Origin of the sequence: Maricaulis sp. (assembly GCF_030149425.1) — a bacterium.
GTDB lineage: Bacteria > Pseudomonadota > Alphaproteobacteria > Caulobacterales > Maricaulaceae > Maricaulis.
Genome location: NZ_JASBRQ010000080.1, coordinates 12,401 through 31,927, shown reverse-complemented (window position 1 = coordinate 31,927; position 19,527 = coordinate 12,401). Strand labels below are relative to the sequence as shown.

Genomic DNA, 19,527 nt, shown 5'->3' with positions numbered 1-19,527 from the left:
TGGTTTTTGCAGGCAACAATTGTCTGAACATATTAAGCCGGCTTGACAGTTAGGGGGCACACCCTAGCGTCTCCCTCACAACAATAGCGTGAGTGAGGGGAGATCATGAAAAAACTGCTATTGGCCACGGTTGGTCTATGTGCGCTGAGCGCCGCGCCTGCGCAGGCGCAAACCTGGGATCTGGACACAGGTCGTTTCTTCGTTTTTGGCGACAGCTTGTCGGATACGGCGAATATTTTCACCGCGACGGGAACCGGCGGCGCGCCGGTCTATTTCAACGGGCGTTTCTCAAACGGCCCGGTCTGGCATGAATACTTCCGGACGGATCTGGCGCTCAGCCCGTTCCTCGCCGGACCGCTCGGCGATACATCGTCGGGCATCAACTTTGCCCATGGCGGGGCCCGCACCACGGCGTTTGAAACCGCGCCGGGCGTGTTCCTGCCTGGCTCGGTCGAGCAGGCGGGCGCCTTTGCCAGCTATGTCGGTGCTGGTTCCGTCAGCGCACCCACAGCAGACGATGTGTTTGCCGTCTGGATCGGCGGGAACAATTTCCTGTCAGCATTGGGCACTGGCGGCTTGCCGGACATCGCGGCCGGCGTCGCTGATGTCTCCACGACGTTGCAAACGCTGGCGGGTGCCGGTGCGCAGCGCTTCTTGCTGTTCAATCTTCCGCTTCTTGGCGAAGCCACCGACCAGACCGGTGGTCTGGCGGTCGCCATCAACAATGCCTCCCGCGCATTCAATGACGGATTGCGCGAGGTTGATCGCTCGGTCTCGGCCGCTGCCGGTGTTGATATTCTTTATATCGATATCGCGGCGGTCTTCAGCGACGTCCGCGCCAATCCGGGAGATTACGGCTTTTCCGAAGTCGTGACGGATTGTTTGAGCCAGGGCCTCCTCCTCAATGCCTGCCCCGCTGACTGGGCGGACTATGACGGCATCCACCCGACCGCTGGCGTGCACCAGTTGCTTGCCAATTATGTGGTCGCCACGGGTATGAGTGCCGATTACGCCGCGACCGCTGTCGGGGGCGTGACGCAGGTGGCCCATGAGGTTGCCAGCCAGTCCTTGGCGGCTGATTTCGATGCGGCGCGTGTCCGGCGTGATGCGTCCGGTTTCTATCTCGGCGGCGCCTATGTCGATGGTGGTTCCGACGCCGCGATGGGGCGTCCCGGCACCAATTGGGATGGCTCCGGCCTGACCCTGGGCTTTGCCGGTACGGTCAATGATAACGCCTTCTTCGGACTGCAGTTCGGCGGTATGAACGGAACCGCCGGTATTGACGGTGCGCTCTCGGGCAGCACGGAGTTCGATCAGAATTCCGTGGCCGGCTATGCCGGTCTCAATGGTGATGGCTATTACGCCATGATCGGCGCGACGCTGGGGAGTTTTGATTTCGACGGTGATCGCGCAACCGGCTTTGCGCCGCGCGCCTCTGTGACGTCTGATGCGACGGTCGACTTCAAGAGCTTTGCTGCCGAGTTCGGCACCGGGGTCGATGCGGCCGGTACCGATCTGGAACTTTTCCTGAATGCCCGGACGACAACCTACACCTTCAAGGACTTTACCGAGAACGGCCCCTTGCTGACGGTTGAGGGCGGTGAGTTCGAGTTCGACTCGACCGAGATTGGTGCCGGTGCGCGGACCCGTCTCGAGCTGGGTGATTCTGCTGCTCTGGAGCTCAACGGCCGTTATGTCCACGAGCTGGACGGCGATCGTGAGCTGGAGGTCCTCCTCAACGGTGTCGACGTCTCTTCGGCTGCCTTCGGGGTCGCGGACGACAATTTTGTCGAGCTGGGTGGCGACTTTACGCGCGAGATGCAGGGCGGGTCGGAGCTGTCCTTCTCGCTGCGTGGCCGGTTCGCCGATGCCAGCGATGGCTTCATCGCGCAACTCGGCTGGGTCAAGAGCTTCTGACCGGCACAAAGCCATGACTGAAAGAGAAAAGGGGCGCCAGATTGGCGCCCCTTTTTTCTTACTGGTCATGCCGCCGGGATCAGATTGTCTGATTGATCGCCAGGTTCATACCGCTTGGCGCGTTCGCCTGTTGCGTCGCACCGGGGCCATAGGCACCGCCGGCGGTTTTCTGGCGGGAGGCTTCGTCGGCGATGGCCTTGACCACGCCTTCGGTGATCTCCTTCATCGCGGCAACGGTATGTCCGTTCTCGGCCAGGGCTTTGTGAAACAGCTCGGTAGCCTGGCGCAGGGAGGACTTGATCGTCGTCGGAGCCCCGGCAAAACGCGAGGGTTCCTGACGCGCGCGAGAGACTTCCGTGCGATAAATATTTGCCAGTTTCGACTTCTCGTCCTGCAGTGGCAGGGCGTCGTGCGGGCGCCGGTCCTTGAAGAGTGAGGTTTCCTGGCGGATGAGGTCGGTCAGCCGCTGGGTCAGTTTCAACAGGGCTTGGGCGCGTTCCGCACCATTGCGGGCGGCAAGTTCAGTCATGCTTAAATCCCTCCAGCTTCCTGCAGGCGCAGGATCTCGGCCGTCAGCTTGTCGCTCAGTCCAATCCCTCCGGACTCGGCCATGACTTTTGCGTATTCCTCGTGCAGCAGGCCGCGAAAGGCTTTCTCGCCCGAGCCGCCGCCAAACGGATTTTCTTCTCCGACACCCTTGAACATGGCTTCGAGCATTTGCCCGATGAAGAAGCCTTCAAACTCCTCAGCGACTGCGCGCGCCTGTTCTTCGGTGCGTACCCCGGAGACATCGGGACCGTCCTGACCACGGCCCTGGGCCGCGACCAGAGCCTGGTTCATCTGCATGCTAAGGAGGTTGTCCATTACAGCACCTCGATATCGGCTTGCAGCGCGCCGGCGGCCTTGATGGCCTGCAGGATGGTGATCAGGTCGCGCGGCGTGACGCCGAGCGCATTGAGCCCGTCGACCAGTTCGGCCAGGGAAACAGAGCCTTCCAGGATGCCCAGCTGCATATTGTCTTCGGTGACCTGAATATCCGTGCGCTCGAGCACTTCTGTCTCACCATTGCCGAACGGGTTGGGTTGGCTGGCGATCGGCGTCTCGGTAATGGTGATGGTCAGATTGCCCTGGGCGATCGCGACCGTGGATACGCGGACATTCTGGCCCATGACGATGGTGCCGGTGTTTTCGTCGATGATGACGCGGGCCGGCAGATCGGCTTCAACGCGCAGCTGCTCGACCTCGGCCAACAGGTCGATCATGTCACCGCCAAAGCTCGTCGGGCGGCGCAGTTCGACCGTACCCGGGTCGATGGCGCGGGCCGTATTGCCGCCGATATAGGCATTGATCGCATCAGCCATGCGGCGAGCGGTGGTGAAGTCGGGGTTGCGCAGAGACAGGCGCAGGGCGGTGCGGTTGGCGATCTCGGCCCACGGATCAATGCCGGAGCCGGCGAACGGGTTTTCAACCAGTGCGCCATTGGCGATCCGGCCTGAGGTCGGCACGCCGCGGGTGATAGAGGCGCCATCGCCCTGGGCCTGGAAGCCGCCAACCGTCAACGTACCCTGGGATACCGCCCAAGCGCGGCCGAGGCTGTCAAACAGCGGTGTGGCGACCAGCGTACCGCCCTGCAGCGAAGACGCGTCGCCGATGGCAGAGACCGTGACATCGATCCGGCTGCCCTGGGAGGAGAAGGCGGGCAGGGAGGCTGTCACCATGACCGCAGCGACGTTCCGGGTATTGAGATTGGCATCTCGGGTATTGACGTTGAACTGCTCCAGCATCGCGTTGAGCGACTGATTGGTGAAGCTCGCATTGCGGAGACTATCGCCGGTGCCGTCGAGGCCGACCACGAGGCCGTAACCCACCAGGTGGTTGTCGCGGACATCCTCGACATCGACCATGTCCTTGATCCGCGAATTGGCGAAAGCAGGGGCAGCGAAAACGAGGGCGGCGATGGCGATGAGGATATGGCGCATTTTGCGGGTCTCCGAAACTTCGCCAGACCCGTTGCCAGAAGCGTGCCAGAATGCGCGCCGGTGTTCATAATTAAATCTGCATGAAAACAGTAAGTTAGGAGGTCAATTCAGTGGCTTCCCAGCGGCAGAATCTCCCCTGCGGCAGGGCTGCCCGGTAGAAATTTCCCAGCAAAAGGGTAGAGTTAAGCCTCTGTTAATGGCGAGGGCGCATGCCTTAACCATTCAAGTCAGGATGTGATTCTGCGATGAAAATTACCGGTCCCAACGCTACCAGCTCCGTCTCTTCCGCCAAGCGTAAGGGCGCAACACGCTCGGCTGGCGAAACCTTTACTCCGGAGCAAATGGCAACGACCGGATCGGCTATGGGCGCCAGCGCCGCGTCTTCGATCCAGGGCGTTGACGCAATCCTGGCGCTGCAATCGGTCGGTGATTTCACCGAGGCCCGCAAACAGGCCACGGACCGGGCTTTCGACATGCTCGACGTTCTTGATGAGCTCAAGGTCGCGCTGCTTGAAGGCGGTCTGCCCAAGGCCAAGCTGGAAGCCCTGATGCAATTGCTGCAATCACGCCGCGATGCCACCAATGACGCCCGCCTGGAGGCCGCGCTCGACGAAGTTGAGACTCGCGCGGCGGTAGAACTGGCCAAATTCGGCTAGCAGGCGAGTGCGAGTTGCTTACGGCAACCGCTAATTCTGTGAATAAATCCGAGATGATGCTGGGTTCTGGCAACCCTAACGGCGCCTGCGCGTTGACAGCGGCCTGCGGGTGAATATGCTCCGCTCCGCTTTCGGGGGAGTGCGGCTGTCCGCGGGTGATTGAGAAGAAAGCGATGAGCGACGAAAATCGTATCGAATTGCCGAAAGGCTACATGCCGTCTGACGACGAGCCTTTCATGAATGATCGCCATAAGGAGTACTTCCGGCGCAAGCTTACCGCTTGGAAGGAAGAGATCCTCCGCGAAAGCAAATCCACGATTTCCAATTTGCAGGAAGATATGGGTGCTTTGCCCGATCTTGCCGATCGTGCCTCGACCGAGACCGACCGGTCCCTCGAGCTCCGGGCCCGTGATCGCCAGCGCAAGCTGATCTCCAAGATCGAGAGCGCGCTGCGCCGGATCGAGGAAGATGATTACGGCTATTGCGAAGAGACCGGAGAGCCGATCGCTCTGGCCCGTCTCGATGCACGCCCGGTCGCCACGCTCAGCCTCGAGGCGCAGGAGCGCCACGAGCGCAAGGAACGCGTCCACCGCGACGATTAATTTTCGTCAGTCCGCATGTTTTCAATCGCCTCCCGGGTATTGAAGCCCGGCACGGATGCGCTGCGCGGGTCGTCGGGCGGATACAGGTTCGGGCCGGCATCGATATCGAGCTCTAGCCCGTCAGACGCGCAGGACTGGTAGCTTGCGGCGCCGCCGCTGGCACATGACGCCTCGCAGCGCGCTCGACGGCTCGCCAGTTCAGCTTGTCCGCCGCAGCTCAGGAACTGGTGCGGTCCGAACACCGTCCAGTACCGCGTCGCCTGGTCTCCCCATACTGTCCGTGATGTGTAGCCGCTTTGCTCGAGTGCGTTGGTGAGCGCTTCGATCTCTGCCCGCAATGACGCGATCTGCTGCCGGTCTGCCGGGCTAAAATCGCCTGGCGGTGAGGCCACATAGATGTGTTCCGGACCGCGCGCATTTCCATAGCTATTGCTGGCCGGATCGTAGAATACCGGCGCGCCACGGTTGTTTGCGGCCGCCCGGATGGAGCGGATGCGGTTGCGGAGTGCGGCGCGCTGCTCAAGGCGGTTACCAGTCTGGCTATCGCCGAACAGAGGTTCGCCGCCGCGGGCGAGCCAGCCTTGCTCGAGCTCAGCCACCTGCTCGATCGCCAGCTCGCGCTGGTGGTCGAGATAGGCGTCCATCCCGTAGAGCATGTCGCAGCTGGCGCGGCACAAATCACCAATCGCTTGTTGAAACGCCGCGCTGGCTGGAGCCGCCGACTGGAAGCGCGCGGAAATGTCCGGGAAAGATCCACAGGCTTCGATAGGCAGCGCCGCCTCCGCTTCACATTCTGCCCGGCGGTCATCGGTCAACAAGCCGCAAATTCCGACATTGCGGATAGTCTCGCAGGACTGGCGTGATTGCATCGGGGCTAAATTCGCCGGGGCAATGACGTCGCCCGGCTCGATCTGGCCGGCTTCCTCGTCCGGCAGTCCGCAGCGCGGTTGGGTCCAGTCGAGATAAAGATTATCCGCGATGCGGATGATGGCCCCGACATTTCGCTCCAGTGCCACATTGTCCAGGCGCGGGCGCTGGATCGGGTCGTCAGCGGCGGCCGGCAGCAGAATGCGAGGCACATCGCCGGAGCCCGCAGCTGTGATTTCGCACTGGGTCTGGGTGCATACACCGATCGACAGATGAAGGTCGAACGCCATATCGGCGATTATGCCGGACAGTTCACGCTGCAGGGCCAAGCCGTGCAGGCGTCGTGCGAACTCGTTGGCTTCCTCACGTTCACGAAAAGCGTCGGCATTCAACCGGGCAACCTCGTCCTGCCGGCGGGCGAGTTCCTCCAGCGCCATTGATCGCGCCGTGCGACCAAGAATAACGATCGCATTCTGGCGCGCACTCGTCAGCTCTCCGCTACCGAGATCACTGAGGCCATTGAGCAGGTTTTCGGTATTGGATTTGAGATCCAGCAGGGTACTCATATGGGCGTCGAGCGGATCGGTTTGTTGCCGGAAACGGGGTGTCGCCCGCTCGCGGATCGCGCGGATGTCCTCAATGAAAGCGATCCTGTCCCGGATGTTCTCATCGAGTGCGCTGACCGCGGTGATCGCACCGCTGATGTCCGCGATAGCCTCCATATCAGCGGCGATCAGCGCCACCTGGATTGTTGCAGCCGAAACACTGATGACCGCGGACTGCCAGAACAGGACCTCATTCTGGTACTCGGCTAGGGACTCGGCGATATTGGCCTCGCGGTGCAGGCTCTCAAGGTGTGCCAGTTCCAGGGTATGCATATGCCGGAAGGCACTGGTCAGGGCATCAAGCCTCAAAGCCAACTCACCGGCCTGGGCACGGGCCCGGTTGGCGGCTGCGCAATCGAAATCGGGGCAATCACCATCACTCTGGCACTGAGCGGTGCGAGCAAGGGCGGTGCGCACACTGGTTCGCACGCCGCGCATATCGCCGATATCAATCCATCGGAACGTGTCACGATGCTCTTCAAGCTGGCGTTCGAAAACATCGGATGCATCGGACTGGGCGAGTGCCCCGGCCGGCAAAAGCAGCAAGAGTATGGATATCAAGGCGCGCATCTATCTTCCCCCATCGCAGGAAGACTAGACGAGCCGCCGGTTCAGGTCTGCAACTTCATGGCCGTCCGGGCAAAAAAAGAGGCCGTCATGGCGAACCATGACGGCCAGTGGATACCCGATGGTGGCGGGATCTTGTGGTCCTAGAACGGCATCAGGATGTTGTAGAGTTCCTGGCCATAGGAGGGGCGCTGGACATCGGAAAGATGGCCGCGGCCGCCGTAGGAAATGCGGGCTTCCGCAATCTGGGTGTGGCTGATCGTATTGTCCGAGCCGACATCTTCCGGACGCGCGATGCCGGAGATCAGCAACTCACGAACCTCGTTATTGACCCGGACTTCCTGGCGCCCGGCAATAACCAGATTGCCGTTCGGCAGGACCTGCGTCACCAGAGCGGCCACGGTAAGAGAGATGGTTTCGGTGCGGTTGACCGAGCCATCGCCTTCCAGCGAGGAGGTCGAGCCGAAGCTGCCCAGGCTGGTCTGGTCGATATTGTCATTGAAGAAGCCGGTCAGATCGATACCGAACAACTGGGTCAGATCGCTGTCCTCGGCGGAGGTGCGCGACCGATTGGTCGAATTGGAAAGCTGAGCGCGATCGGAAATGTCGATATTGACCGTCAGGATGTCACCGACACGAGCAGCCCGCGGATCACCGAAGAAGGTCGGCGAGTTGGCATTCCATAGCGAGTTATTGCTGCGCTGGACCATAGCTTGTGCCGGCATGGTGTTGACCGGCATCGGGATTTGCGAGGCACCGGTGCCAACCATGTGCGCCGGATTCTCGATCGGCGACATGGGCGGGGTCTGACCGACATAGGACAGGCGGTCCGTGGTGGCGCAGGCCTGCAGGCCGGCACCCAGAGCGATCAGAATAGCGAGTTTCTTGAACATGGGATGGGTCCTTCAGGTCTTAAAAGCTGGCGGCGCTGAAGCCGACATTGGCGCGTCCGGGGCCTTCTACGAGGGCTTCCACGGTGCGGTTTGACTGCAGATTGACGAACCGGGCGAGCTCGCCTTCGGCCGCATCTTCAAGGGCGCGGGCGCGCACAGAGAGTTGAATGCCGGGGGCCTGGAAGGTCAGGGCGATGATCTCGCCGCGGCTGATAACGACCGGCTCCTGCAGGTCATAACCGCGCAGCGGTTCATTGGCCCGCAGGGCGCGGCGCGTCTCTGACCCGATAATGCTCTCCGGATCGGTGATCGCGTCCGGGCGTACCCGGTCGGCGCGTACGGCGATCCAGTCGATATCGTCGGCGTTGATGACTTCGCCGGCCGAGACCGGACGGGCGAGCACCGGAATATCCATGGTCGCATAAGCCCGGCCGGTAACGCGGACGATGTCCGCGTCGGCATAGGGGCGCACTTCAACGGCAATCAGGCCGGAGCGGGGGTCAAAGTTGAGCGACAACACTTCCAGACCGCCAATGCTGTCGACCGGGGCGTGCAGCATGAGAGCGGAATTGGCCAGGCGGACCTCATGGCGACGGCCTTCCGTCATCATCAGCTCGCCTTCAAGGATGTCGGTCAGGGTTTCACCCGTGATCACGCGGCTGGTACGGCTGACCGTTACCCGGCGGAGATAGCCGGCATTGGCCCAGTCGAGATCATGCTGCGCGGCCATGCGCTGGACATAGGAGACATCGAGCGAGGCGCGCGCACCCGGTGCCGGCGCACGGGCAATCGGCGTGGTGGCGGCCGCGCCGGCATTTTCGAACAGATCCCCGAGCGTGATCTGGGCGCCGTCGACGCTGAGCCTTTCGCGCAGCACCACCGGCTCCCCGGCCAGCGCCGGAGCACTGGCCAGAACCGCGAGGGACAAGAGAGTAGAGCGGATCATCTAGTGTCCCCCTAGCGCAAGTTGGCACTGGTCGAGAGCATCTCGTCCGCAGCCGTGATGACGCGGGCATTCATCTCGTAGGCCCGCTGTGCCTGGATCAGTGAGGTGATCTCGGAGACGGCATTGACGTTGGAGCCTTCGACGAAGCCCTGGCGGATCGTGCCGTAGCCCGGCGAGCCCGGCGTACCGGCGCTGGCTGCACCGGAAGCGGCGCTTTCCAGGTAAAGATTGTCGCCCATGGCATCGAGGCCGCCTTCATTGAAGAAGGTAACCAGTTCGAGCTGGCCCACTGTCTGCGGCGCGGTCTGGCCGTCGATCATGGCCTGAACCTGGCCTTGCTGGTTGATCGAGACGGAGCGTGTGCCCTGCGGCACGGCGATGCCCGGAGCCACGGTGTAACCGTCGGCGGTGACAATCTGGCCATCCGGGCTGAGGGCGAAATTGCCGGCCCGGGTATAGGCGTCGGCGCCGGATGGCAACTGGACGCGGAAATAGCCGCGACCGGAAATTGCCAGATCCAGATCATTACCGGTCTGGGTCATGGAGCCCTGTTCGGTGATGCGGTAAATCGAGGCGGTCTCGACGCCGAGGCCAACCTGGACGCCGGTGGGCACGATGGTGCCGGCATCGGAGCTGTCGGCGCCAACGCTGGCGACATTCTGATACAGCAAGTCCTGGAATTCGGCGCGCTGGCGTTTGAAGCCAGTGGTGTTCATGTTGGCGAGGTTGTTGGAGATCACCTCGACATTGAGTTGCTGGGCTTCCATGCCCGTGGCGGCGGTCGTGAGAGCACGCATGATCGGGCTCCTTCCTTATGCCTTGCCGAGACGCTCGATGGAGCGTTTCTGCAGGTCTTCAGCTTCTTTGAGGAATTTCGAGACGGACTGATAGCTACGCATGACGGCCATCATGTCGGTCAGCTCGGTTATGGAGCTGACATTGGAGGCTTCGACATAGCCCTGGCGAACCACCGGATCGAACAGCGGCAGCGGCTCGGCCTCGCCGGGCTGCAGCGGGTATTCGAACCGCCCGGTGCCGGCTTTGGTCAGGCGCGCCCGGTCTTCAATCTCGAACACGCCGATACGGCCGACCGGATTGCCGTTTTCCAGGATCTGACCGCCATCGACGATGCGCAGGTCTTGTGCCGCAGGGTCGAGCAGGATCGGACCGCGCGTGTCGGCGTCGAGGACTGGTGAACCGTCGGCGGCCACCAGCTGGCCGAGATCATCAAGGCGGAAGCGGCCATCGCGGGTATATTGAATGCCGCCAGCGGTTTCGATGCCGAAAAAGCCATCGCCCTCGATGGCGACGTCATAGGGGCGGCCGGTGAGTTCGATATCGCCTTGGGAGAAGTCGCGGCCCATACCCCAGGTCGTCGCGAACTGAATGTCGCTGGGACCATCGGTGTGCTCCGCTGTCTCGGCGGGCTGCGCTTCGTGCAGCAAATGCTCCACCTTGAAGCCGGCCGTATTGGCGTTGGCGATATTATTGGCCACGACCTCCATAGCCCGGCGAAGGGTCATCTGGCGCGACAGGCCGATCATCATTGCGTTGTCCATCGGGTGGTCTCCATTCTGGATGACACATCCACCGTCATGCTGCGGCGGTTGCCCGACATGGTGCACAAGGCGTGCCATGGTTAACGGCTATAAGAATCAACGGTTAAGCATGTAGTGCCCCGTGTGGGCGACAGATTTGCCCGGCACAAAGGCGCGCAAACTGGGCAAAATTTACCTCTTGACCCCCCCAAAGCTACGGAACGTTAACCGGCCTGTCCGTTAATCGTATCGATGTGATTCCCGTGGGAGTTCCCGGATGGCGGACGAAAACGAAGACTTCGAAGACGAAGACGGTGCAGAAGAGGAAGGCAAGAAGAAAGGCCTTCCCAAGCTGGTGATCTTTGGCGGCCTGGGTGCCGTCATTCTGGTGCTCGGTGCCGTGGCGGCTTTCCTGCTGCTTTCCGGTGGTGATGACGAGGAAGTCGTCGCTGAGGGCGAGCATGCCGGCGAATACGGCGAGCAGGCGGCGGAAGAGTATCATTCCACCGAGGTCTATTATTACGACTTGCGTGAGGGTGACGGGACTGAAGAGACCATCACCACCAATATCCGCTCAAGCGACGGGCGGCCGGTAATCGTGCAGCTCAAACTGACCTTCGAAAGCTCGGACGCCGAGCTCGGTCCGGTGCTTGAAGAGCATCTCGACCCGATCATGGATCAGTTCATCGTCTTTCTGCGCGAGCTGCGTGAGGACGATCTCTACGGCTCGGCCGGCATGCACCGTGTGCGTCTGGAGTTGCTGCGCCGGGTGAATCTCGCCATCGAACCTGCACAGGTCGACGCGGTGTGGATTCAAGAATTTATGATTGTTGACTAAGGCGAGAGCGGATGTCTGACGACGAACCAATGGATCAGGATGCCCTGGCGGCAGAGTGGGAGGCCATGGCCGAAGACGGCGATGACCTTGATCTTGCCTCTGAATGGGAAGCCATGGTCGGTGCCGAGGACGAGGAGCAGGAGCTCCCGACCGTTGGCGGCGGCCCGGAGCGTATCCTCAACCAGGATGAAATCGACAGTCTGCTCGGCTTCTCGCTGTCCGATGATGATTCGGGCGACAAGTCGGGTATCCGCGCCATCATCAATTCGGCACTCGTCTCTTATGAACGTCTGCCGATGCTGGAGATCGTCTTCGACAGGCTCGTTCGCCTGATGACGACCAGCCTGCGGAATTTCACCTCGGACAATGTCGAGGTGTCGCTCGACAATATTTCCTCGATCCGCTTCGGTGATTACCTCAACTCGATCCCGCTGCCGGCCATTCTCGCAGTCTTCCGCGCGCAGCAACTCGACAATTACGGCCTTCTGACCGTTGATTCCAACCTGATCTATTCGATCGTGGACGTGCTGCTTGGCGGTCGCCGCGGTACCTCGGCCATGCGGATCGAGGGGCGGCCCTACACCACGATTGAGCGCATGCTGGTTCAGCGCATGATTGAAGTGGTTCTGGACGACGCAAAGCAGGCTTTCGCGCCGCTGACCGAAGTCGACTTCGATCTCGAGCGCGTCGAGACCAACCCGCGCTTTGCGGCCATTGCCCGCCCGGCCAATGCAGCCATTCTCGTCAAGCTGCGGATCGATATGGAAGATCGAGGCGGCCGCATTGAGCTGATGCTGCCCTACGCGACGCTGGAACCGATCCGTAAAATGCTGCTGCAGCAATTCATGGGTGAGAAGTTCGGTCGCGACAATATCTGGGAAGGCCACCTGGCGACCGAGCTGTGGTCGACCAAGATGGAAGTCCACGCGGTGCTGGACGAACAGAAAATTTCCCTTGGCGATGTGTCCAATCTGAAGGTGGGCGACACCTTCTTCCTGGATGCCACGCCCATGAGTGACGTGGAGCTGCGCTGCGGCGCAGTGACCCTGACACGCGGCCGTATGGGCCGTATCGGACACAATGTTGCCCTGCGGCTGAACGGGCCGCTGACCCCGGGCGCGAAAAAAGCGATGATGAGGTTCGCATGAGCTATGCCGGTCTGATTTTTGAAGGTGCCGTGGCAGCTCTGCTGCTGGTTGCCATCATCATGTGCTGGCGGGTCGACCGTCGCCTGAACGCGCTCAAGTCCGGCCAGGACGGGGTGCGCGAAAGCGTGATCCAGCTCAATGACGCCACGGATCGTGCGCGGGCGAGTCTGGTGGCTCTGGAGCGCGCAACGACGGAATCGGCTGACGTGCTCGAACAGCGTGTGCGTGAAGCCCGCAAGCTCTCGGACGAGCTCAGCCTGGTTGCCAACCGTGCCGATCGCACGGTCGACACGATGGCCAAGCGCGCGCCGCGTCGCCGCGCCGCCGATATTTTCCCGGGCGGTGCCGGCTCGTCCGTTCTCAACGATCTCAAAGACGTCAGGTAAGTTCTCATGGCGCCGTCCATCCGCCTCTTTTCGATCATCGCCATTCTGCTCGGTGGCATGTTTGGCCTCAAAGCCATCTCCGTGACCAATGGCGCGGTCGACCTGCTCAGTGCCCGGGCTGAAGCGGCAACGATGACGGTCGCGCCGGAAGACGCGGCAGAAGAGGCACCAGCCCAGGATGAGCCGGTTGCCGAGGAGCCGGTGGAAGAGCCCGAACCGGCGCCGGAACCGTCCGCAGATGCAACGGCAGCCTTCGAACGCCGTATCGCCAGCGGTATTCGCACCCAGGAAGAGGAAAGCGTCATTCGCGCCCTCGGTCAGCGTCGCGCCGAACTCGATTCTCGCGAGGCCGAGCTGGATACCCGCGAAGCACTGATGCTGGCGATGGAGCAACGCGTCGACGGCAAGATTGCCGATCTCAACGGACTGCGCGACCAGATCGAGACCTTGGTTGGCCAGCTGTCCGAGCGCGAAGAAGAAGACATGTCGGTGATCGTGGCCTGGTATAACGCCATGGACGCGCGTAATGCGGCGACACTGATCCCGGCGCTGGACCCGACGGTCCAGGTCCAGATTGCATCGCGCATGACAGCACGGAAATTCGGCGAAATTCTCGGCGCGATGGAACCGGCTTCCGCCGCCGCCCTGACCCAGCTCATGGCAAGCCGCGGCGATCTGCCGGAAACGCTGGACGAGCTGGAGGCGCGGCTTGCCGACGAGACCTAGACATACAGGTCTGGCGACCGGGTTTGCGCTGTCCCTGCTATTAAGTTCAACAGCGCTGACCCAGCAGCCCGCAACCGTGTCGGTCGATCGCGACGGCACGCGTGCGCGGATTCTGCTGGATTATGCGGACAGTGTTGGCGATCGACGGCCCGATGCCGAGGTTGATATCCAGCACACCGTCCTGATCGCGACCTTCAGCGAACCGGTTGATGCGGACATCCGTGATCTCGCCTCCCAGCTGGGAAGCCTGGCTGCGCGGGCGCGGCTTGACGATGACGGGCGCACATTACGCGTTGCCTTGAACCAGGAAGCCGACGCCTACGTCTCCTCCAGCTATGACTGGCTGGCGATCGATCTGGTTCCGGTTGGTGCGCCGGCGCCGGCGCCGGTGGTGTCGCCGCGTGAGCTGGCCGAGCGCGAAGCCGCCGCTCTTGCTGCGGAGGAGGCTGAGCGTGAGCCGGAAGGTCCGCCGCCTGTTCCCGCCATGCCGGTCGAATTGCGGATTGGGCAGAACTCCGAATATACCCGGCTCGAGCTGATCTGGCCGGAAACCGTCGATTATGCGCTGCGCCAGAACGGAAATATCGCCGAGTTGCGATTTGCTCGCCCTGCCGAGGTTTCGCTGGCGCGCCTCGCGGGCTCTCCTCCGGCACTTTTGCGCAATGCCCAAGGGCGTCGCGAGGGCGATGAATGGGTGCTGCAGCTGGAGCTGGAAGAGGGCGTACGCGCGCGTGCCTGGGGCGAGGACGAGCGGGTCGCGATCGATCTGGTCAGCCCCGACGCGGCCAGCGCGCAAAGCCTGTTGGAACAAATCGCCGAGCTTTTGCCCGAGCAAAGCGCCGAGCCCCTGGTGCAGGCAGCCGAGGCGATTGCCGAGAGTGAGCCGGACCCGGTCGGCCCCGCCGTCCTGACCCCGACGGTAACCGAGCCCGTCGAGGAAGCTCTGGCTGAGGAGACCGAGCCGGAGGTGCGCAATCCGGTGCCCGAAAGCGGCATCGTTCCGGTTGCCGTATCCGAGTTCAATGGCGACTTGCGCACCGAATTCGGCTGGACCGGACCTGTCGGCGCCGCCGTCTTCCGCCGAGGCGAGGCGATCTGGGTTGTCTTCGACACGCCGGCTGAGCTGGATATGCGTGAGCTGGCATTCCGCCAGAGCCGGCATTCCAGTGCGCACACCGTGCACAGCGGTGAAGACTATGTCGCCGTCCGCATGGTGGTGCCGTCAACGACCCAGGCCGAAGTGCGCCAGGAAGGCGATGAGTGGACGGTGGTCTTCTCTGAACGCATCGACAGCCCGCCGCGCCCGATCAATGTGCGGCGCGATGCGCGCCGCGGCCGTCTGGGCCGGATACTGGTTGATATGTCGAGCCCGCGCGAAGTGCGCTGGATTGATGACCCGATGGTCGGTGATCGTGTCGCCGTAGTCACTGCGGGCGGTCCCGTGGAAGGGCTTGCGACCCGCCGGACTTTTGTTGGAGGCGCACTACTGCCTTCGGCCCAGGGTGTTGCTGTTCAGGCGGTGGCTGAGGATGTCGCCGTTTCGATCATTGGCGGCGGTGCGGTGATCGGGCGGCCGGAAGGGCTCAATCTCACGCCCTCATCAGACGGTGCACGCAGCCAGGGCGATGCCTCTGTGCTGGCGAATATTTCTTCACCGGCCCTGATGGATTTCGATAACTGGCGCGGCAATGGCTATTTCGCCGATGAATGGCGCTCGCGGACCCGCCGGGCCGCGGTTGAGAACAGTCCGGGCAGCCGGGTCTCCATGGCGCGCTTCCTGCTCGCCCACGACCTCGCCCCCGAAGCGATCGGGATGCTGAACCTGGCAACCCGGGACGAACCCGAACTTGCTACCGACAGCCATGTCCAGGCGCTTCGCGGCGTGGCCAGCTACATGATGCATCGTCTTGATGATGCGCAGACCTATCTATCGACTCCGTCACTGGCGATGGACCCCGCCGCTGATATGTGGCGCGGCATGATCGCGGTTGAGCAGGAGCGTTGGGAGGATGCTCGCCGCCGCCTCGGCCGCGGTGAAGATGCGGCCTTCTTCTATCCGCCGGTCTGGCAAGCGCGTTATCAGGCAGCGCTCGCCCGCGCCACGTTGGAGCTCGGCGATTTCGCCTCCGCTGAACAGCATCTCTATGCCATTGAAAACGGTGAGCCTGACGAGCAGACCCGGCTCGACGGGCAATATGTTTCGGCTCGCCTGGCCGAGGCCAATGGCGATCTCGACACTGCGATCACGCGCCTGGAAGAGCTGGCGGTTTCCGGTAATCCACCGATGGAAGCGCGCGCGATTTACGAGATGACGCGTCTCAAACTGGCCGATGGCCGGATTGAGCGCGATGCTGCGATTGAAGAGCTGGAAAACCTCCGCTTCCGCTGGCGTGGTGACAGTATCGAGAGTGAAACCATCCGCACGCTGGGCCAGCTTTATGTCGAGAGCGGACAGTATGGCCGCGGGCTCGAAACCATGGCCATGGCCCAGTCGCGCTTCGCCGGCAATGAAAGCGAGCGCCGTATCTTCGAGGACATGAACTCCATCTTCCGCCGCCTCTTCCTGGAGGGCGAGGCGGACCGGATGGACCCGATCGAAGCGGTGGCGGTGTTCTATCAATACCAGCACCTCGCACCGATCGGAGCCGATGGCGACCGCATGATCCGCCGCCTGGCCGACCGCCTGATTGCGTTCGACTTGCTCGATCCGGCTTCGGAATTGCTGCAGCACCAGGTCGATAATCGCCTGCGTGAACCGATTGCCCGCGCCCGGGTCGCGACAGACCTGGCCGTGGTTTATCTGATGGACCATCGCTATGAGGATGCGCTCAACACCATCCGCCGTTCGCGCGTGGCCGGCTTGCCGTCCGAACTGGTTGATGAGCGCTATCTGCTGGAAGCTCGTGCCCTGTCAGAGCTTGGCCGGGTTGATGCGGCTCTGGATCTGATTGCCGACGATCGCAGCGATGCGGCCGGGCGTCTGCGCGCCGATATCGCCTGGGATAATCGCGACTGGGAGGAAACCGGTCCGCGTATCGAGCGTCTCTTGGGCAATCGCTACCAGAATCCGGCACCGCTCACACCGCCGGAACAAAACGATGTCATGCGCGCCGCCATTGCCTATTCGCTGGCCGGCGACCGCGCCGGTGCGCGCCGTCTGGGGCAGCGCTTCGGCGAGATGATGGATGCCACGGACCAAGCTGCAGCCTTTGCCCTTCTGACCAATGACAATGCCACGCCTGGCAATGTCCGGTTCAATGACCTGGCTGGCCGCATTGCCGGCATTGATACGCTGGAAGCCTTCATCCAGCCCTTCCGCGCACGCTTTAACGGCGAAGGCGCTTAAAGTCCCCAACGCTTTTTGGCTTTTGAACGCGTCCCCGGAGTTGCTCCGGGGCGGTCAGCCTCCAGGCAATGTTCCGAAACTTTGCACCAGCGAGCCCGTCACCAGTCGCCAGCCATCCACAAGCACAAAGAAGATCAGCTTGAAGGGCAGGGAGATAATGATCGGTGGCAGCATCATCATACCCATCGACATCAGGATCGAAGCGACAACGAGGTCGATGATCAGGAAGGGGATGAAGAGCAGGAAGCCGATCTCGAAGGCGCGGCGTAGCTCGGAAATCATGAAGGCCGGGGCGACGATCCAGAAGGAGGTTTCCTGCGGTGTCTCCGGGATCGGCTCCTGGGACATGTTGATGAAAAGCTCGAGATCGGCCTCGCGCGTATGCATCAACATGAAGTCTTTGACCGGGCCGGAGGAGCGATCAAACGCCTCCATCATTTCGATCTCGCCATTGAGCAGGGGCTCGATACCGTCATTGTAGGACTGGCTGAAGACCGGCGCCATGATGAAGGCGGTCAGGAACAGGGCCAGCGAGATCAGGACCGCGTTAGGCGGGCTCTGCTGCAAGCCAAGCCCAGTGCGCAGGAGCGAAAGCACGACAATAATGCGGACGAAACTCGTCGTCATGATGACGATGGAGGGGGCGAGCGACAGGATCGTCAAAAGCGCAATCAGCTGGATCACGCGCTCGGTCAGCTCGCCGTCTGAACCGGTATCGATGGTCACGCTCTGAGCTTCCGCACTACCGGCGGCGCCAACCAGCATGGCGATGCCTGCCGCAAAGAGCAGAAGATAAAACCAGAAGCCCTTACGCATGGGGCGTCTCCTCATTGGCGTCCGGTCGCTCAGGCGCCGGCTGGGTCTTCACGAGCGTTTCTGTTGTCGCGCCGAGCAGGATGAGGTGTTCCTCCTCATCGACCTCAACGATCACCATGCGCCGGCGCGGATCGAGGACCAGGGTTTCGCGGATTTTCATGCGCCGCTCGTCCGCCTTGAAACCGGCCAGGCCGGTCACGCTCTGCAATATCCAGCCACGCTGGACCGCCATGGCAAACAGGCCCAGAACACCCAGCAGTCCGGCCAGGACCAGCATGGCCAGAAAGTATTGCGTCAAATCCACCGCGTCGGTCATCGAGAAGCCGCCTGATACATGGGATATTCGCCTTCTGAGGTGATGCGGTTAAACCGGCGTTAACCGTGCGGGCGCAGCCTTAACACTGGTTACGAAAGGGATTCGCTGATGCGGCTCGACAATGTGCCGATTCTGGCGCTCCTGCGCGAAAATATGGGCTTCAACGCCGAGCGGCAGCGTGTCATCGCGGACAATGTCGCAAACGCGAACACGCCCGGATTTACGCCGCAGGATCTCGACGAGAATGCATTTATGAGCGCGCTGTCGCGTGAGATCGGCCAGGCCCAAGCCGGCGGCCGTAATCTTGAGCTGCGCACGACCCAGGCGAACCACATCCCGGGCAATTCCGGCGGTGGTGGGACGCGCACGTATGCAACGTCGAACAGTCCCGATAGTGAAACCACGGTCAATGGCAATTCTGTCGTGGTGGAAGAACAGATGGTCCGGGCTCAGGAAACACGCATGCGCTATGAAAGCGCGTTGAGCCTCTACCAGAAGAGTATCGGTCTCCTGCGCGTCGCCATCCGGCGACCGGGCGGCTAGATGAGGAGCATGACCCATGGCTGGTCCTAACGACACGATGCAGATTTCCGCGGCGGGCCTTCGCGCTCAGGCCGCGCGTATGCGCATCATCTCCGAGAATATCGCTAATGCCGATTCCACGGCACGCACGCCGGGCGGTGACCCCTATCGACGCCAGATCCCGGTGTTTGAGGCGGAGCTGGATCGCGTCACCGGCGCCAACACTGTTCGCATGACGGACGCGGTCGACGATATGTCGGCCTTCAAGATGGAATATAATCCCGGCCATCCGGCTGCGGATGAACAGGGCTATGTCCGCACCACCAATGTCCAGTCTCTGGTCGAGATGATGGATATGCGGGAGGCGATGCGCACATACGAGGCCAATCTGAACATGATCGAGAACCATCGCCGAATGATGGACCGAACGCTCGATCTACTGCGCCGCTAAACGCGACGCTCAGCTGGAGTAGAAAACCATGGCTGCCGATCTTTCCGCCCTTCAGGCCTATCAAGCCGCTGCCCGCGCCGCACAGCAGGTCACGCCCGGTGGCGATACCGCCGCCGCGGGCTCTGCCAATGTCGATTTTGGCGGGCTTGTGACCGAAGCTGTCGCCAACACCCAGGACACCCTTGCGGGTGCCGAAGCGATGACCCAGGCGAGCCTGACCGGTCAGGCTGACCTGATTGATGTCGCCACCGCCGTCTCAGCGGCCGAGATCACGCTGGAAACCGTTGTGGCGGTCCGGGATGAAGTCGTGAAGGCGTATCAGGAAATCCTGCGGATGCCGATCTAAGCACCGGCACTATCACTGGTATTTCGAGCGGCCGCCCTGTCTGGGGCGGCCGTTTTTCGTGC

21 protein-coding genes are annotated in these 19,527 nt (G+C 62.0%); 11 read left to right on the top strand and 10 right to left on the bottom strand.

Annotated elements, in window-relative coordinates:
- Positions 1-105: 105 nt before the first annotated feature.
- Positions 106-1,917 (top strand): SGNH/GDSL hydrolase family protein, encoded by a 1,812-nt coding sequence (locus Q1V57_RS14105; RefSeq protein ID WP_300532140.1) that lies wholly within the window; start codon positions 106-108, stop codon positions 1,915-1,917.
- Positions 1,918-1,996: 79 nt separating this feature from the next.
- On the opposite strand, the gene Q1V57_RS14100 is transcribed toward Q1V57_RS14105, so the two are convergent.
- The 3 genes from Q1V57_RS14100 to Q1V57_RS14090 are packed head-to-tail and all read right to left on the bottom strand — an operon-like array spanning position 1,997 to position 3,896.
- Complete coding sequence (locus tag Q1V57_RS14100) at positions 1,997-2,446, bottom strand: flagellar basal-body protein FlbY (protein WP_300532139.1); 450 nt, start codon at positions 2,444-2,446, stop codon at positions 1,997-1,999.
- Between the two features lie 2 nt (positions 2,447-2,448).
- Positions 2,449-2,781, bottom strand: a complete 333-nt coding sequence (locus Q1V57_RS14095; RefSeq protein WP_300532137.1) for a rod-binding protein — start codon at positions 2,779-2,781, stop codon at positions 2,449-2,451.
- Positions 2,781-3,896: a flagellar basal body P-ring protein FlgI gene (locus tag Q1V57_RS14090; protein WP_300532135.1), complete on the bottom strand. Its 1,116-nt coding sequence runs from the start codon at positions 3,894-3,896 to the stop codon at positions 2,781-2,783. Before Q1V57_RS14090 ends, Q1V57_RS14095 begins: the two co-directional genes overlap by 1 nt.
- 245 nt (positions 3,897-4,141) lie before the next feature.
- Here Q1V57_RS14090 and Q1V57_RS14085 point away from each other — a divergent pair, with 245 nt between their 5' ends.
- Positions 4,142-4,552 carry a flagellar assembly protein FliX gene (locus Q1V57_RS14085; RefSeq protein WP_300532133.1) on the top strand — a complete coding sequence of 137 codons (411 nt, stop codon included), beginning with the start codon at positions 4,142-4,144 and terminating at the stop codon, positions 4,550-4,552.
- 173 nt (positions 4,553-4,725) lie between these two features.
- On the top strand, positions 4,726-5,154 hold the full coding sequence (gene dksA / locus Q1V57_RS14080) for an RNA polymerase-binding protein DksA (RefSeq protein WP_300532131.1): 429 nt from the start codon (positions 4,726-4,728) through the stop codon (positions 5,152-5,154).
- Here the strand turns inward: dksA and Q1V57_RS14075 are convergent.
- The 5 genes from Q1V57_RS14075 to Q1V57_RS14055 all read right to left on the bottom strand — a co-directional run bounded on the left by Q1V57_RS14075 (position 5,151) and on the right by Q1V57_RS14055 (position 10,591).
- Positions 5,151-7,196, bottom strand: a complete 2,046-nt coding sequence (locus Q1V57_RS14075) for a hypothetical protein (protein ID WP_300532130.1) — start codon at positions 7,194-7,196, stop codon at positions 5,151-5,153. The genes dksA and Q1V57_RS14075 overlap by 4 nt on opposite strands.
- 140 nt (positions 7,197-7,336) lie before the next feature.
- On the bottom strand, positions 7,337-8,086 hold the full coding sequence (gene flgH, locus Q1V57_RS14070; RefSeq protein WP_300532129.1) for a flagellar basal body L-ring protein FlgH: 750 nt from the start codon (positions 8,084-8,086) through the stop codon (positions 7,337-7,339).
- A gap of 19 nt (positions 8,087-8,105) precedes the next feature.
- Positions 8,106-9,032, bottom strand: a complete 927-nt coding sequence (gene flgA / locus Q1V57_RS14065; protein WP_300532128.1) for a flagellar basal body P-ring formation chaperone FlgA — start codon at positions 9,030-9,032, stop codon at positions 8,106-8,108.
- Positions 9,033-9,043: 11 nt separating this feature from the next.
- A complete protein-coding gene (flgG, locus tag Q1V57_RS14060) occupies positions 9,044-9,829 on the bottom strand; it encodes a flagellar basal-body rod protein FlgG (protein WP_300532126.1) in 786 nt (261 codons plus the stop codon).
- A 15-nt stretch (positions 9,830-9,844) separates the two neighbouring features.
- Entirely contained in the window at positions 9,845-10,591 is a 747-nt protein-coding gene (locus Q1V57_RS14055) for a flagellar hook-basal body complex protein (protein WP_300532124.1), read from the bottom strand.
- A gap of 256 nt (positions 10,592-10,847) precedes the next feature.
- Here Q1V57_RS14055 and Q1V57_RS14050 point away from each other — a divergent pair, with 256 nt between their 5' ends.
- The 5 genes from Q1V57_RS14050 to Q1V57_RS14030 are packed head-to-tail and all read left to right on the top strand — an operon-like array spanning position 10,848 to position 17,014.
- Complete coding sequence (locus Q1V57_RS14050) at positions 10,848-11,408, top strand: flagellar basal body-associated FliL family protein (protein ID WP_300532122.1); 561 nt, start codon at positions 10,848-10,850, stop codon at positions 11,406-11,408.
- 11 nt (positions 11,409-11,419) lie between these two features.
- Entirely contained in the window at positions 11,420-12,556 is a 1,137-nt protein-coding gene (gene fliM / locus Q1V57_RS14045; RefSeq protein ID WP_300532120.1) for a flagellar motor switch protein FliM, read from the top strand.
- The gene (locus Q1V57_RS14040) at positions 12,553-12,942 is read left to right on the top strand and encodes a DUF6468 domain-containing protein (protein WP_300532118.1); all 390 of its coding nucleotides are present in this window, start codon (positions 12,553-12,555) and stop codon (positions 12,940-12,942) included. The genes fliM and Q1V57_RS14040 overlap by 4 nt, the downstream gene beginning before the upstream one ends.
- 6 nt (positions 12,943-12,948) lie before the next feature.
- Positions 12,949-13,668 (top strand): hypothetical protein, encoded by a 720-nt coding sequence (locus tag Q1V57_RS14035; protein ID WP_300532116.1) that lies wholly within the window; start codon positions 12,949-12,951, stop codon positions 13,666-13,668.
- Positions 13,652-17,014 (top strand): hypothetical protein, encoded by a 3,363-nt coding sequence (locus Q1V57_RS14030; protein WP_300532114.1) that lies wholly within the window; start codon positions 13,652-13,654, stop codon positions 17,012-17,014. Before Q1V57_RS14035 ends, Q1V57_RS14030 begins: the two co-directional genes overlap by 17 nt.
- A 54-nt stretch (positions 17,015-17,068) precedes the next feature.
- On the opposite strand, the gene fliP is transcribed toward Q1V57_RS14030, so the two are convergent.
- Together fliP and Q1V57_RS14020 are read right to left on the bottom strand one after the other, a co-directional pair.
- Entirely contained in the window at positions 17,069-17,779 is a 711-nt protein-coding gene (gene fliP, locus Q1V57_RS14025) for a flagellar type III secretion system pore protein FliP (protein WP_366145169.1), read from the bottom strand.
- 43 nt (positions 17,780-17,822) lie between these two features.
- Complete coding sequence (locus Q1V57_RS14020) at positions 17,823-18,146, bottom strand: flagellar biosynthetic protein FliO (RefSeq protein ID WP_300532111.1); 324 nt, start codon at positions 18,144-18,146, stop codon at positions 17,823-17,825.
- A 108-nt stretch (positions 18,147-18,254) separates the two neighbouring features.
- Between Q1V57_RS14020 and flgB the strand changes: the two genes are divergently transcribed.
- Genes flgB through Q1V57_RS14005 form a run of 3 tightly spaced genes read left to right on the top strand, consistent with a single transcriptional unit; the run spans position 18,255 to position 19,465 of the window.
- Positions 18,255-18,689 (top strand): flagellar basal body rod protein FlgB, encoded by a 435-nt coding sequence (flgB, locus tag Q1V57_RS14015; RefSeq protein ID WP_300532109.1) that lies wholly within the window; start codon positions 18,255-18,257, stop codon positions 18,687-18,689.
- Between the two features lie 16 nt (positions 18,690-18,705).
- Positions 18,706-19,119, top strand: coding sequence for a flagellar basal body rod protein FlgC (flgC, locus tag Q1V57_RS14010; protein WP_300532107.1), 414 nt, complete (start codon positions 18,706-18,708; stop codon positions 19,117-19,119).
- A gap of 28 nt (positions 19,120-19,147) precedes the next feature.
- The gene (locus tag Q1V57_RS14005) at positions 19,148-19,465 is read left to right on the top strand and encodes a flagellar hook-basal body complex protein FliE (RefSeq protein WP_300532105.1); all 318 of its coding nucleotides are present in this window, start codon (positions 19,148-19,150) and stop codon (positions 19,463-19,465) included.
- The last annotated feature ends 62 nt before the right edge of the window (positions 19,466-19,527 follow it).

Coding starts and splice junctions, on each gene's coding strand:
- Q1V57_RS14105 (WP_300532140.1), top strand. CDS start 106: ATGAAAAAACTGCTATTGGCCACGGTTGGTCTATGTGCGCTGAGCGCC.
- Q1V57_RS14100 (WP_300532139.1), bottom strand. CDS start 2,446: ATGACTGAACTTGCCGCCCGCAATGGTGCGGAACGCGCCCAAGCCCTG.
- Q1V57_RS14095 (WP_300532137.1), bottom strand. CDS start 2,781: ATGGACAACCTCCTTAGCATGCAGATGAACCAGGCTCTGGTCGCGGCC.
- Q1V57_RS14090 (WP_300532135.1), bottom strand. CDS start 3,896: ATGCGCCATATCCTCATCGCCATCGCCGCCCTCGTTTTCGCTGCCCCT.
- Q1V57_RS14085 (WP_300532133.1), top strand. CDS start 4,142: ATGAAAATTACCGGTCCCAACGCTACCAGCTCCGTCTCTTCCGCCAAG.
- dksA (WP_300532131.1), top strand. CDS start 4,726: ATGAGCGACGAAAATCGTATCGAATTGCCGAAAGGCTACATGCCGTCT.
- Q1V57_RS14075 (WP_300532130.1), bottom strand. CDS start 7,196: ATGCGCGCCTTGATATCCATACTCTTGCTGCTTTTGCCGGCCGGGGCA.
- flgH (WP_300532129.1), bottom strand. CDS start 8,086: ATGTTCAAGAAACTCGCTATTCTGATCGCTCTGGGTGCCGGCCTGCAG.
- flgA (WP_300532128.1), bottom strand. CDS start 9,032: ATGATCCGCTCTACTCTCTTGTCCCTCGCGGTTCTGGCCAGTGCTCCG.
- flgG (WP_300532126.1), bottom strand. CDS start 9,829: ATGCGTGCTCTCACGACCGCCGCCACGGGCATGGAAGCCCAGCAACTC.
- Q1V57_RS14055 (WP_300532124.1), bottom strand. CDS start 10,591: ATGGACAACGCAATGATGATCGGCCTGTCGCGCCAGATGACCCTTCGC.
- Q1V57_RS14050 (WP_300532122.1), top strand. CDS start 10,848: ATGGCGGACGAAAACGAAGACTTCGAAGACGAAGACGGTGCAGAAGAG.
- fliM (WP_300532120.1), top strand. CDS start 11,420: ATGTCTGACGACGAACCAATGGATCAGGATGCCCTGGCGGCAGAGTGG.
- Q1V57_RS14040 (WP_300532118.1), top strand. CDS start 12,553: ATGAGCTATGCCGGTCTGATTTTTGAAGGTGCCGTGGCAGCTCTGCTG.
- Q1V57_RS14035 (WP_300532116.1), top strand. CDS start 12,949: ATGGCGCCGTCCATCCGCCTCTTTTCGATCATCGCCATTCTGCTCGGT.
- fliP (WP_366145169.1), bottom strand. CDS start 17,779: ATGCTGGTTGGCGCCGCCGGTAGTGCGGAAGCTCAGAGCGTGACCATC.
- Q1V57_RS14020 (WP_300532111.1), bottom strand. CDS start 18,146: ATGACCGACGCGGTGGATTTGACGCAATACTTTCTGGCCATGCTGGTC.
- flgB (WP_300532109.1), top strand. CDS start 18,255: ATGCGGCTCGACAATGTGCCGATTCTGGCGCTCCTGCGCGAAAATATG.
- flgC (WP_300532107.1), top strand. CDS start 18,706: ATGGCTGGTCCTAACGACACGATGCAGATTTCCGCGGCGGGCCTTCGC.
- Q1V57_RS14005 (WP_300532105.1), top strand. CDS start 19,148: ATGGCTGCCGATCTTTCCGCCCTTCAGGCCTATCAAGCCGCTGCCCGC.